Raw genomic sequence first — 13,035 nt, 5'->3', positions numbered from 1 at the left:
TGAATGAAGTGGTTGAAAGCAATAAGTCAAAAAGTGTGGGATAAGTTAGGACCAATTTGGCATCGTTGGCAATTTGGTCGCTTGCTGATTATTTTATTTTTAACATTATTTTTGGTCACAAGTGCCTACTTAGCAATTTTAGCTAAAACTGCACACGTTAAAAATTTAGAAGCAACGCTCTCTCAAACGGCAACAGTTTACGATGATCAGGGTGAAAAAGCAGGCGAATTATATTCACAAAAAGGCACCTATGTCTCGTATAATAAGATTTCACAGAACATGCGAGATGCAGTTTTATCAATCGAAGACCGTAATTTTTATCATGAGTATGGCTTCTCGGTAAAAGGGATTGCACGTGCAGCTGTTTTATTGGTTAAAAACAAAATAACCGGATCTAATACTATTTCTGGCGGCGGTTCTACGTTAACACAGCAATTGGTTAAAAATGCTTATTTGTCGCAAGAACAGACATTTACCAGAAAAGCCAAAGAAATCTTTTTGTCCATGCAGGTTGAACAAGATTACACTAAAAATGAAATTTTTACGATGTACCTTAATAATGCATGGTTTGGTCATGGTGTCTGGGGCGTAGAAGATGCATCACAGAAATATTTTGGTGTTCATGCTAGTGAATTAACGACAACACAAGCGGCTACACTAGCGGGTATGTTAACTAGTCCCGCCAAATTTAATCCTATCGATTATCCAGAAGCTTCCAAGGCTCGACGTAATTTAGTTTTGACAACCATGGTTGAGAATAAAAAGATCACTTCAGCGCAGGCTAGTGCAGCCAAATCGACGACGGATACGCTAAATGATACTTATGATGATTCTGGTGATTATAATTATCCTTGGTATTTCGATTCAGTGATTAACGAAGCCATTAATACCTACGGTTTAACAGAAAACGATGTTATGAATCGTGGGTATAAAATATACACAACGTTAAACCAAAAGGATCAAACGAATTTACAAAATGATTTCGATAATTCAGCATTATTTAACTATGTTGATGACGCACAAGCAGCATCTATTGTTTTGAATGCTAAAACTGGTGGGGTATTGGCTGTAGTTGGTGGTCGTGAAACATCGCATACTTTCCGTGGCTTTAATCGTGCTAATCAATCACAATTACAACCTGGTTCAGCAATCAAACCAATGGTCGTTTATGCACCAGCTCTACAACGAGGTTATAGTATTAGTACAAAATTGCCTAACCAATCGATGAGTTTTGGGACGAACAATTATACACCAAACAATGCCATGAACGTTGAAACGGCTGATGTTCCTATGTATTCAGCTTTGGAACATTCGTATAATATTCCGGCAGTTTATTTACTTAATAAAATGGGTGTAGAGGTTGGTTATAAGAGTGGTACTAAGTTTGGCTTACCATTAACCAAAAAGGATAAGAACCTATCACTAGCACTAGGCGGATTGACCAAAGGTGTATCCCCACAACAAATGGCACAAGCATACACAGCTTTTGCCAATGGTGGTGTGATGAGTCAGGCACATTATATTACTAAAATAGTTGATGCGAGTGGCAAAGTAATTGTTAGCTCACCAAAGGCAAAACAAACACAGGTCATCAGTAGTAAGGTTGCAAATAATATGACACGTATGATGCTAGGTACCTATACGGATGGTACAGGTGTTGGATCTGCACCATCGGGTTACACTATTGCTGGTAAAACTGGTACTACTGAAAATCCTAATAGTACCAATAATGCTAGTTCGTCAAAGGATTCATGGGCAATGGCGTATACGAAAGACATTGTTCAAGCAACTTGGATGGGACTGGAAGGGAACAATACTGGTTCTTTGCCGTTAGGATTAACGTCTACAATGGGACCACTGGTTAAAACGTCTTTGGAACAAATTTTGCCAAATACGGATCAAACCGCCTTTACAGTAACAAATCCTAACACTACATCAAGTAGTACAAGTCAAAGTAGTGACTTATGGGGAACGATTCAAGATGATTTCAATAGTGGCGTTGACAAAGCTGTTGAAGGAGCGGGTCAATTGTGGAATAATGTCAAAGGATTATTTGGTAATTAATCGTTTAGATTGATTAGTGTTTCACATTAGTTATGGGTTGTGATATGATTTTAGTGACATAGAATAACGTTAAAAAAAGGAAAATAACATGACAGTAAATATTTACGATAACGCCAATGAAATGGCAAATATTTTGACAGAAACACAACAATATATTGCATGGCAAAATGCATTTAACGCAATACAAAATGACACTGATTCTAAGGCGTTGTTTGGTGAATTCCAAGAAATTCAAATGGCAGTACAACAAATGATGCAAAGTCAGCAACAACCAAAACCTGAACAAGAAAAGGAATGGGATGCTGTTGCTGCAAAAGTACAAAAAGACGAAAAAATTAATGCGCTGATGGAAGCAGAACAGGCTTTGAACACTTTGCTAACGGAATTAAATGACATCGTTACAAAACCCGTTGCCGAAGCATATTCTAAGTTGCAGAAGTAAATTAAGCTCACTATCACCGACAGTTATGCTGTTGGTGATTTTATGTAAAGGAAGTTATTTATGTTTATGAAATTTTTGAAGGAGTGGGTTTTTCCAATTGCCATTGCAATTCTTATTGTTGTGCTTATTCGCTCATTTTTATTCACACGCGTAAAAGTTAGTGGACCATCAATGGAACCAAATTTGCAAGATAACGAGAATGTGTTTCTAAACAAAGTGGCAAGTTATAAGCGTGGAGATGTTATTGTATTTAACGCTAAAGATGAAGATCCTAGGTACCAGTCTGGGGACGATAAGTATGTGAAGCGTATTATTGCGATCCCAGGTGATACAGTTGAATACAAAGCGTCTAATCTGTACGTCAATGGCAAGAAAGTTAATCAAAGCTTCATTAGTTTGAATGAACGTACACAGGGAACGGAAATGTCTTTTGGTAGCACATGGTCTCTTAAGACACTTTCCTCCGGTACGCTATGGCAGAAAAAGGATCGCAATAATTCTACAGTTCCAAAAGGTAAGTATTTTGTCATGGGCGATCATCGGTCAGTTTCAAATGATGGTCGGTATTTTGGATTTGTAGATAAAAAGCACGTTGTTGGTAAAGTCATTGTTCCATTTTGGAATAGTAACAAAACAGCTAAAGCAAATGTCAATCAAGGGAATAAAAATTTCTTTAGTAAGTAAGTTGCATTAACTTTTAAAAAATGCTATGATTACTATCAATAAAATAAAACCTTTAATCAGGTCCAGAGAGACCTGCAAGGCTTTAGATACTTTTGGTGAAGTGTACACTTTTACCCTCATTTTCTAGAACCAAGCGGTCGCTCAGATCGCTTGGTTTTTTGTATAAAGAAGGGTAATATGCGAAATTATTTGAATATAAATGCAATTAATAAAAATGACGTGCTACACTTAATACAACGTGCGTTGGCGTTAAAATCAGGTGAGCAACCTAAAACAAAATCGATAACGGCTGTAAATTTATTTTTTGAAAATTCAACGAGAACGCATAGTAGTTTCCAAATGGCAGAGAATCAACTTAATTGGAAACAGATACAAATCGACCCTCAAACTAGTTCAATGACAAAAGGAGAGAGTTTGGTTGATACATTAAAAACCCTTAAAGCGATTGGTGTGGATGTTGCAGTAATTCGTCACTCTCAAAATTCATGGTATGAAAACGTCTTACGGAGTGAAGGGCATGCAATTCCACAACTTGTAAATGCGGGGGACGGTAGCGGCCAACACCCTTCACAAAGTTTGTTAGATTTAGTGACAATTTACCAAGAGTTTGGACATTTTGAAGGTTTGAAGGTTCGAATTATTGGTGACCTAGCACATTCACGAGTAGCGCGTTCAAATGCAGAGATACTCAACAAGCTTGGCGCAACAGTGACATTCAGTGGACCAAAAGACTGGCAACCAGTTGATTTTGATTCATTTGGCGAACATGTGGACCTTGATGTTGGTTGGTCGGAACAAGATGTTGTGATGTTTCTTAGAGTACAGCATGAACGAATTACACATACTGAAAATCAAAATTTTTCGGCAAAAAAGTATCATGAAGTGTATGGTTTGACTGAATCACGTTATGAAAATTTGAAAGAAAATAGTATTATTATGCACCCGGCCCCAGTTAATCGAGACGTTGAAATTGCCGATGATTTAGTTGAAGCACCAAAATCACGCATATTTGACCAGATGACCAATGGCGTTTATGCACGAATGGCCATTTTAGAATACGTTACGGAGTAAGTAAATGCAACTAATAAAAAATGCTAAAATTTTATGGAACAATCAACTCGTTCTTCGAGATATTTTAATTGACCAAGGAATCATTCAAAAGATTAGTAATCATCTTGAAAGTAAAGCAGCTACCGTTTTTGATGCCAAAGGGGCCTTCCTTTCCACGGGATTAGTAGATGTGCACGTACATTTTCGTGAACCTGGTTTTGAGTATAAGGAAACGATTAATAGCGGATCTAAGGCGGCTGCACGCGGTGGGTTTACGACTGTGATTGCTATGCCTAACTTAAATCCAGTTCCTGATAACGAAGAGAAGATAACGAATCAAATCGCACGAAATAAACAAAATGGTGTGATTCATATTGAACAGTACGGGGCAATCTCAAATAATTTGACGTCAACTCAAGTAACCAATATTAAAGGAATGTCAGCAGCTGGGGCCAAAGCATTCACAAATGATGGTAAAGGTGTACAGACAGCAAATACTATGCTCCAAGCAATGGTCGCCGCTGCATCGGTTAACAAACCTTTAGCCGCGCATTTGGAAGACGATACGCTGGTTCATGATGGTGTCATGAACGAGGGGAAAGCATCAACAAAATTAGAATTACCAGGAATTACAGGATTGGCGGAAAGTTCACAACTTGCTCGAGATTTGGTACTAGCTAAAGCTGCTGGCGTTCATTACCATGTTGCGCATATTTCAACTAAGGAATCGGTTGAATTGGTGCGAATTGCTAAACATGAAGGTGTTCATGTTACTGCAGAGGTTTCTCCGCATCACTTATTATTATCAGAAGAAGATATCAATTCTGATAATGCAATGTTTAAAATGAATCCACCACTACGAACTCAGAGAGATCGTGAAGCAGTCATTGCTGGATTGTTGGATGGAACCATCGATATGGTTGCTACTGATCATGCGCCACATGGAAAAGAAGAGAAACAGAAGTCTTTCCGAGAGGCACCATTTGGCATTACCGGAATCGAAACGAGTTTCCAACTGCTTTATACTTATTTGGTTAAAAATGGTGTGATGACTCTAGAAACTTTGCTTGAGCGAATGATCACTGCTCCAGTCAGTGCATTTCACTTGCAAGCGCCCACTAGTATCGAAGAAGGTGCGCGAGCAGACCTCGCTCTGTTTGATCTAGATAATAACTATGAAATCGATACTAAAAGCTTTGAATCGATGGGAAAAAACTCACCATTTATTGGATGGAAAGTGTATGGAAAAACACTGGCCACATGGGTTGACGGTGAAATTGTATATAAGGATAACGTAAAATGAAAAAACGCTACTTATTATTAGAAAATGGATCAGTATATGAAGGGGAAGCTTTTGGTGCTGATGTTGATATCATGGCCGAGTTAGTTTTTAATACTGGTATGTCCGGATATCAAGAATCAATTACAGATTTATCATACCGAGGTGAAATTATTGTATTTACTTACCCACTAATCGGTAATTACGGGGTTAATCGTGATGACTTTGAAAGTTTGCGACCAGCTGCATCTGCGATTGTGGTGCACGAAATCGCTCGACGACCAAGCAATTGGCGCAAAACAATGAGTTTGCCTGAATGGGCAGAAAAAACTGGAATGCCCGGTATAACGGGCATTGATACGCGCGCTTTAACAAAAGAGTTACGTAATCAGGGTTCCATGAAAGCAGCGCTTGTTGATGAAATAACGGACGAAGTCGTTGCGAGACTAAAAGCGTTTGAAACATCGAAAACAATGGTTGCAGATGCAACAACAAAGACACAGTATCAAAACCCAACTGATGGTGTATCAATCGCGCTCATTGATTTTGGACTGAAAAATTCAATTCTTCGCTCGCTTGCCAAGCGCGGTGTTAACGTGATGGTATTTCCTGCTAATGTGGACGCAGAAACAGTATTGGCAGCGAACCCTGACGGTATCTTATTGTCGAATGGACCTGGTGATCCCAAAGATGTAAAATATGCCATTCCAACAATTCAGAAGCTACAAAAGCATTTACCGTTAATGGGCATTTGCTTGGGACATCAGCTGTTCGCAATCGCCAATGGCGCAGAAACTTACAAAATGAAATTCGGTCATCGTGGTTTTAATCATGCCGTGCGCACGATTTCCAAAGCGAGATTAGATTTTACGTCACAAAATCACGGCTACGCAGTAGAACGAGCAAGCTTAGAGAAAACAGATCTAGTTGTGACACACGAGGAAATTAATGATCAGACTGTTGAAGGTGTTCGTCTAAAAGGCTACAATGCTTTCTCTGTTCAATTCCACCCAGATGCAGCACCTGGTCCACACGATGCTGAATATTTATTTGATGAATTTTTGGATATGATAGCTGATTCAAAGAAGGAGACTACAAATGCCTAAACGTCAAGACATTAGTAAAATATTAGTGATTGGTTCTGGACCAATTGTTATTGGTCAAGCAGCCGAATTTGATTATTCTGGCACACAAGCCGCGCTCTCTTTAAAGGAAGAAGGGTATCATGTTATTTTAGTAAATTCTAATCCGGCAACGATTATGACTGACGCTGAAATTGCTGACAAGGTATACATTGAGCCTTTGTCAATTGACTTTATTGAACGTATTTTACGTAAAGAGCGTCCAGATGCTATTTTGCCAACGCTAGGTGGTCAAACTGGATTAAATATGGCTAAAGACCTTTCCGAAGCGGGAATTTTGGATGAATTAAATATCGAGTTACTTGGAACTAAGCTATCAGCAATCGAAGAGGCCGAAGATCGTGAAGAATTTAAAGCCTTGATGGAACGTTTGAATGAGCCCATTCCAGAGTCCATCATTGCAACTACTTTAGAAGAATCACTTAATTTTGCTGACACACATGGTTATCCAGTAATTGTTCGTCCAGCCTACACGTTAGGCGGTACCGGCGGAGGTATTGCTCAAACCCATGAAGAGCTTTCGGAAATTACGGCCAATGGATTAGAACTTTCTCCTGTAACACAAGTGTTGATTGAACGTTCGATTGCGGGTTACAAAGAGATTGAATTTGAAGTGATGCGTGACGCTAATGACAACGCATTGGTTGTTGCTTCAATGGAAAACTTTGATCCAGTTGGTATTCATACTGGAGACTCGATTGTGACTGCACCAGTTCAAACATTATCTGATCGCGAAGTTCAAATGATGCGTGATGCAGCGTTAAAAATTATTCGTGCATTGAAAATCGAGGGTGGTGTCAATATTCAAATGGCACTTGATCCTGATTCATACAAATATTATATTATTGAAGTCAATCCACGTGTCAGTCGTTCTTCAGCGTTAGCTTCAAAGGCGACTGGATATCCGATTGCCAAAATGGCTGCAAAAATTGCCGTTGGCTTAACACTTGATGAGATCATCAATCCAGTAACTGGCACGACAAAGGCAGAGTTTGAACCAGCATTAGATTATGTTGTGTTTAAAATTCCACGCTGGCCATTTGACAAATTTTCAACAGCAGATCGTCGCCTAGGCACGCAAATGAAGGCAACTGGTGAAGTGATGGCTATCGGTCGCAATATGGAAGAAGCCATGTTAAAGGCTGTTCGCTCACTAGAGATTGGGGCTATTGGTTTAGATGATATAACCTATAAGTATCTTTCAGATGATGAACTGCTAGCAGCATTAATGCCTGCTCGAGATGATCGTTTGTTTATGATTGCTGATTTATTGCGCCGAGGTGTTTCAATTGAAACTATTCATGATAAAACACTAATCGATGAATTTTTCTTGGATAAAGTATTGCATGTTATCGAAATTGAGCAAGACCTTGCCAGCCATGTTGGAGATATTGATCAGTTGCAATATGCTAAAAAGAATGGGTTTGCTGACGAAACAATTGCTAAAATCTGGGGCAAGACAGCTGCTGATATTAGAACACTACGCAAAGATAAAAAAATTAAGCCAGTTTATAAAATGGTTGATACTGTTGCGGCAGAATTTGAATCGGCAACACCGTATTATTATGCAACCTATGAACAGGAAAATGAATCGATTATTAGTACAAAAAAATCGGTACTTGTACTAGGTTCTGGACCGATTCGCATCGGGCAGGGTGTTGAATTTGATTATGCAACTGTTCATGCTGTTAAGGCTATTCAACGGGCTGGATATGAAGCGATTATTATGAATTCTAATCCAGAAACCGTTTCAACGGATTTCTCTATCTCAGATAAATTGTATTTTGAACCACTTACCTTGGAAGATGTTCTCAATGTGATTGATTTAGAGAATCCAGTCGGTGTGGTGGTGCAATTCGGCGGACAAACTGCAATTAATTTAGCTCAACCTTTGTTAGACAATGGCGTAAACATTTTAGGAACCTCTGTAGAGGATCTAAATCGTGCCGAAGATCGTGAAGCATTTGATCAGGTCATAAAAGAACTTACTTTACCACAACCTGTTGGTAAAACAGCAACCACAGTAGACGGTGCATTAGCAGCTGCACAATCCATTGGATATCCTGTATTGATTCGTCCTTCATACGTTTTGGGTGGTCGAGCAATGGAAATTGTTTCTTCTGACGATGAACTCCAGGACTACATGCAGCGTGCGGTCAAGGTTTCAAATGATCATCCGGTATTGATTGATTCGTACTTAGTGGGACAAGAAGCAGAAGTAGATGTTTTGTCAGATGGTGAGACAGCTGTAATCCCAGGTATTATGGAACATATCGAACGGGCGGGGGTCCACTCAGGGGATTCCATGTCAGTTTATCCACCACAATACTTGTCACAAAAGGTTCAAGATGAAATGGTGCAAGCCTCTATTAATTTGGCTAAAGCTATGAACACAATAGGGTTGATGAACGTGCAGTTTGTTATCCATGAAAATACGGCATATGTTATCGAAGTAAATCCACGTGCATCACGGACAGTACCGTTCATATCGAAAGTCACGCATCTTCCGCTCGCTCAATTAGCAACAAGAGTTATGTTAGGTGAAAAATTGTCAGAAATGGGATTTGAGACGGGACTTGTTCCTAACGATGATATGGTGCACGTTAAAGCACCAATATTTTCGTTCACAAAGTTGCCCGATGTTGATTCTTTGCTCGGCCCAGAAATGAAGTCTACTGGTGAAGTCATGGGGTCAGATATTAACCTGTCCAAGGCGTTGTATAAGGCCTTTATTGCTTCTAACATCAAAGTACCACGTTACGGCAATGTCTTATTCACAGTTGCTGATGATGACAAAGAAGAGGCGCTCGAATTAGCAAAGAGATTCAATAATTTGGGATTTGCTTTGTTTGCAACTGCCGGTACGGGTGCTTACTTGTCAGACAATGACTTGCCTGTGGAAGTACTCGATAAAATTTCGGAATCAGATAATAATGCGGTTGCAGCACTGCGTCAACAAAAAGTGCAGGTTGTTATTAACACAACTCAAGCAGATGACCGTGCTGAAAGCGATGGCCGCTTGATTAGAAATGCTGCGATTGAAAATGCCGTGCCTTTGTTTACTGCCTTAGACACAGTTAGTGCCTTCTTAGAAGTATTAGAGTCGCGCAGTTTTACAGTGAAAGAAATGCACTAAACTTTTTCAAATAAGCTTCGGCTTATGTGCATAGGAGGATCATAATGACAGAACAGCCAGTTTTTATTGCTTTGGACTTTCCTGATGCAGCTACTACTTACAAATTTTTGAAGCCTTTTTCAGATCTAGTAGAAAAGCCAGCATTGAAAGTTGGTATGGAACTTTTTTATCGTACGGGACCAGAGTTCATCACAGAACTACGTGTATTGGGCTATACAATTTTCTTAGATTTAAAACTTTACGATATTCCAAACACTGTTGGTCGTGCAGTCGCTAATATATCAAAACTAGATGTACAATATTTAACTCTGCATGCAGCTGGAGGGGAAAAAATGCTAGAAGCAGCTGTTGCTAATAAAAGTGAAGCGTTAAAATTACTTGCAGTGACGCAGCTAACTTCTTTTTCAGAAGCTGAGATACAAGAGATACAATTAACCACAGCAACTACTGAAGAAAGTGTTGCACATTTGGCTGAGCTTGCTTACTCGGTGGGCATAGACGGGACAATTAGTTCACCCTTAGAGGCTGGTTTAATTAAGTCACACACGAATGATCGATTTTTACGTATCACACCTGGTATTCGTTTAGCTGGTGATGAAGCTGGAGATCAAGTGCGTGTGACTACGCCAGGGGAAGCCAAGAAGTTGAATTCAACTGGATTAGTTGTTGGTCGATCAATTACACAATCGACCAACCCAGTGGCTGCATATCAACGTGTTGTCAATGAATGGAGAAAATAAATGACAGACTATAAACAACAAGTAGCTAATGATTTACTTGAAATTGGTGCCGTAAAATTTTCGCCAGAAGAACCTTTCACGTGGGCCTCGGGTATTAAGAGTCCAATATATACAGATAATCGGATGACCATTGGGTTCCCTTCGGTACGTCAAAATATATACAAAGGGCTGTCTGAACTAATAAAAAAAGAATATAGTGACGTTGAGATTATTGGTGGAGTGGCTACTGCAGGTATTCCACATTCAGCTTGGGTAGCTGAAGAATTAAATAAACCAATGGTCTATGTACGTTCAAAACCCAAAGATCACGGGGCAGGTCGTCAAACGGAAGGTGCATTGGTAAAAAATCGTAAAGTCGTTTTGATTGATGATTTGATATCAACAGGTGGGTCTGTGTTGGCCGCAGTAAATGCGGTGCGTAAGGAGGGAGCAAGTGTCCTTGGTGTTGTTTCCATATTTTCTTATGAATTACCAGCTGGTAAAAAAAATTTTGCTGAAGCAGGACTAACATTTAACTCACTGACAACATATTCACAACTAATTGAAACAGCCGTTAAGCGTGGGGATCTCGATAAATCACAAGTTGAAACCTTACAAAACTGGAAGGAAAATCCAAATGCTTGGCAAGCATAATAAAAAGGCTCATCAGAGATGTGCCTTTTTATTTGGTTTTTAATAAATAGCGTCGCGATACAGTCCGATTACTTTTCCTAAAATAGAGACTTTTTGCAAAATAATTGGCGCCATGCTGTTATTTTCAGGTTGTAAGCGATAATGATCGGCTTCACGGAAAAAACGCTTAACTGTCGCTTCATTGTTATCATTCATTGCGACAACAACATCTCCATTATCAGCATTCTCTTGCTTACGTACGATAACTTTGTCGCCATCTAGAATGCCAATGTTAACCATTGAATCACCATGAACATTAAGCATGAATAGGTCACCATCAAATTGCATTAAATTATCTGGGATAGGGAAAAATTCAGTTGCTTCTTCTTCTACTGCCAAAATTGGTGTACCCGCTGTAACCATTCCAAGTACCGGAATTTTTCCGGGTGTGGTTGAAATCCCAAGCATCTCTAAACCAATATCGGTTACTTCAATCGCACGAGCTCTTGGTTTAGAAGCATCTTTTAAAAGATAACCTTTTTTTACCAGACGTTCGATGTGACCGTGAATAGTTGAAGAAGATGATAATCCAACAGCTTCACCAATTTCTCGGACGGTTGGTGGGTAACCATTTTCTGATTGTGCTTCATGAATAAATCGAAGCACTTGAATTTGTTTGCTTTCTTGTGTAATTGCCATGATGGGTTTCCTACTTGTTAAATTTACTATCATCAGTATAACGGAAAAACACGAACAAATCAAACGTTTGTTCGTTATTTTTTTAAAAATTCAACCTAATATTAAATAAATAATAAAAAATTCGTGTTATTTATTTTTGTAACGAACAAAATGGTTCATATTGAAAACGTTAACTCTGCAAGTTATTATAGCACGCCTTTGCTGGCTGTGCTATAATAATTATCAGACATTTTAGTAAGGAGAATATGCATGATTAGCACATGGCTAGCAATTTTGATTGCAGTGTTAACTTTAATTATTGGTTTGGTCGGTGGCTTTTTCTTGGCACGTAACTCAATGAAGAGTTATCTTGCAAAAAACCCACCTATTTCAGAAGAAATGATGAAATCAATGATGATGTCAATGGGACAAAAACCATCTCAAAAGAAATTGAACCAAATGATGGCTCAGATGAAGCAACAAAGTGCCAATTCGCAAAAAAAATAAGCCAATCGGCTTATTTTTTTTCTGAACGTTTTGGATCTACATATTTCCAAGTTGGGTCAATCTCAGCATCTAATTCTTGGAAAGCTGCTTGCATTTGCTCAGTATATTTAGCAATATTTTCCTTGTTCAATCGGTCTTTACGATCAATAATAATTGGCTCACCAAAATTAACTGTGGTATTATTACGTTTGAAAAGTTGACTGAACTTTACAGGGCCTTGATATACAGCTGGTACGATTGCCTTTCCAGCCATTCGTGCAATTAGAATGGAACCTGATTTTAAATCATCACTGTGTCTAGAACCAGAAGGAAACATTATTAAAGAGCGATTGCCATCTTTTAATTCGCGTACAGGTATTTTGATGACGCTTGGGCCAACATTTTCACGATCAACTGGGAATGCGCCGGCTGATTTGATTAACCATGCAAGTGGCTTGAATTTAAATAATTCAATTTTTGCCATGAAAATAAAGTGTTTTGGGTAAGCTGCCACAGCATACCATACTGGATCCCACCAAGTGCGGTGTGGACCAACTAGCACATAGTTATTGTTTTGGGGTATTCTGTCGCGATTCATGTATTTAATGCGGCCAGTAACTGCCCATATTAAAGCAACAGCAATGCCGCGTAAAAAATCATAGAATTTCATATTTATTTACCTCATAAATTAATCATTTCAATTTTACAGATAAACAGAAAGA

Annotated in this window: 12 protein-coding genes; 10 read left to right on the top strand and 2 right to left on the bottom strand. The window is 39.0% G+C overall.

The window, feature by feature from the left end; genetic code table 11:
• Positions 1–3: 3 nt before the first annotated feature.
• The 9 genes from RHP64_RS06040 to pyrE all read left to right on the top strand — a co-directional run bounded on the left by RHP64_RS06040 (position 4) and on the right by pyrE (position 11,170).
• Positions 4–2,064 carry a PBP1A family penicillin-binding protein gene (locus RHP64_RS06040; protein ID WP_011679938.1) on the top strand — a complete coding sequence of 687 codons (2,061 nt, stop codon included), beginning with the start codon at positions 4–6 and terminating at the stop codon, positions 2,062–2,064.
• Between the two features lie 88 nt (positions 2,065–2,152).
• On the top strand, positions 2,153–2,506 hold the full coding sequence (locus RHP64_RS06035) for a YlbF family regulator (RefSeq protein ID WP_010290990.1): 354 nt from the start codon (positions 2,153–2,155) through the stop codon (positions 2,504–2,506).
• 60 nt (positions 2,507–2,566) lie between these two features.
• On the top strand, positions 2,567–3,190 hold the full coding sequence (lepB, locus tag RHP64_RS06030) for a signal peptidase I (protein WP_011679937.1): 624 nt from the start codon (positions 2,567–2,569) through the stop codon (positions 3,188–3,190).
• Positions 3,191–3,367: 177 nt separating this feature from the next.
• A complete protein-coding gene (locus RHP64_RS06025; RefSeq protein ID WP_011679936.1) occupies positions 3,368–4,261 on the top strand; it encodes an aspartate carbamoyltransferase catalytic subunit in 894 nt (297 codons plus the stop codon).
• A gap of 4 nt (positions 4,262–4,265) precedes the next feature.
• Positions 4,266–5,543 carry a dihydroorotase gene (locus RHP64_RS06020; protein WP_025268162.1) on the top strand — a complete coding sequence of 426 codons (1,278 nt, stop codon included), beginning with the start codon at positions 4,266–4,268 and terminating at the stop codon, positions 5,541–5,543.
• Entirely contained in the window at positions 5,540–6,625 is a 1,086-nt protein-coding gene (carA, locus tag RHP64_RS06015; RefSeq protein ID WP_011679934.1) for a glutamine-hydrolyzing carbamoyl-phosphate synthase small subunit, read from the top strand. Before RHP64_RS06020 ends, carA begins: the two co-directional genes overlap by 4 nt.
• Positions 6,618–9,797: a carbamoyl-phosphate synthase large subunit gene (carB, locus tag RHP64_RS06010; RefSeq protein ID WP_025268161.1), complete on the top strand. Its 3,180-nt coding sequence runs from the start codon at positions 6,618–6,620 to the stop codon at positions 9,795–9,797. The genes carA and carB overlap by 8 nt, the downstream gene beginning before the upstream one ends.
• Before the next feature lie 44 nt (positions 9,798–9,841).
• The gene (gene pyrF, locus RHP64_RS06005) at positions 9,842–10,537 is read left to right on the top strand and encodes an orotidine-5'-phosphate decarboxylase (protein ID WP_025268160.1); all 696 of its coding nucleotides are present in this window, start codon (positions 9,842–9,844) and stop codon (positions 10,535–10,537) included.
• Positions 10,538–11,170, top strand: a complete 633-nt coding sequence (pyrE, locus tag RHP64_RS06000; RefSeq protein WP_011679931.1) for an orotate phosphoribosyltransferase — start codon at positions 10,538–10,540, stop codon at positions 11,168–11,170. It abuts the gene before it with no gap.
• A gap of 39 nt (positions 11,171–11,209) precedes the next feature.
• Here the strand turns inward: pyrE and lexA are convergent, their stop codons facing one another.
• Positions 11,210–11,848 carry a transcriptional repressor LexA gene (gene lexA, locus RHP64_RS05995; RefSeq protein WP_011679930.1) on the bottom strand — a complete coding sequence of 213 codons (639 nt, stop codon included), beginning with the start codon at positions 11,846–11,848 and terminating at the stop codon, positions 11,210–11,212.
• A 249-nt stretch (positions 11,849–12,097) separates the two neighbouring features.
• Between lexA and RHP64_RS05990 the strand changes: the two genes are divergently transcribed.
• Positions 12,098–12,334 carry a YneF family protein gene (locus RHP64_RS05990; protein ID WP_002814697.1) on the top strand — a complete coding sequence of 79 codons (237 nt, stop codon included), beginning with the start codon at positions 12,098–12,100 and terminating at the stop codon, positions 12,332–12,334.
• Between the two features lie 10 nt (positions 12,335–12,344).
• Here RHP64_RS05990 and RHP64_RS05985 read toward each other — a convergent pair whose 3' ends face one another.
• Complete coding sequence (locus RHP64_RS05985) at positions 12,345–12,983, bottom strand: lysophospholipid acyltransferase family protein (protein WP_025268159.1); 639 nt, start codon at positions 12,981–12,983, stop codon at positions 12,345–12,347.
• Positions 12,984–13,035: the final 52 nt, after the last annotated feature.

The sequence above is a fragment of the Leuconostoc sp. XM4 genome, from assembly GCF_055698815.1.
The sequence above is the reverse complement of the archived record's forward strand: the minus strand, read 5'-3'. Positions and strand labels throughout refer to the sequence as shown.

Bases quoted from the DNA above. Each gene is read 5' to 3' on its own strand.
- RHP64_RS06040 (WP_011679938.1), top strand. From the start codon at position 4: ATGAAGTGGTTGAAAGCAATAAGTCAAAAAGTGTGGGATAAGTTAGGA.
- carA (WP_011679934.1), top strand. From the start codon at position 5,540: ATGAAAAAACGCTACTTATTATTAGAAAATGGATCAGTATATGAAGGG.
- lexA (WP_011679930.1), bottom strand. From the start codon at position 11,848: ATGGCAATTACACAAGAAAGCAAACAAATTCAAGTGCTTCGATTTATT.
- pyrE (WP_011679931.1), top strand. From the start codon at position 10,538: ATGACAGACTATAAACAACAAGTAGCTAATGATTTACTTGAAATTGGT.
- RHP64_RS05990 (WP_002814697.1), top strand. From the start codon at position 12,098: ATGATTAGCACATGGCTAGCAATTTTGATTGCAGTGTTAACTTTAATT.
- carB (WP_025268161.1), top strand. From the start codon at position 6,618: ATGCCTAAACGTCAAGACATTAGTAAAATATTAGTGATTGGTTCTGGA.
- RHP64_RS06020 (WP_025268162.1), top strand. From the start codon at position 4,266: ATGCAACTAATAAAAAATGCTAAAATTTTATGGAACAATCAACTCGTT.
- pyrF (WP_025268160.1), top strand. From the start codon at position 9,842: ATGACAGAACAGCCAGTTTTTATTGCTTTGGACTTTCCTGATGCAGCT.
- RHP64_RS06035 (WP_010290990.1), top strand. From the start codon at position 2,153: ATGACAGTAAATATTTACGATAACGCCAATGAAATGGCAAATATTTTG.
- RHP64_RS05985 (WP_025268159.1), bottom strand. From the start codon at position 12,983: ATGAAATTCTATGATTTTTTACGCGGCATTGCTGTTGCTTTAATATGG.
- RHP64_RS06025 (WP_011679936.1), top strand. From the start codon at position 3,368: ATGCGAAATTATTTGAATATAAATGCAATTAATAAAAATGACGTGCTA.
- lepB (WP_011679937.1), top strand. From the start codon at position 2,567: ATGTTTATGAAATTTTTGAAGGAGTGGGTTTTTCCAATTGCCATTGCA.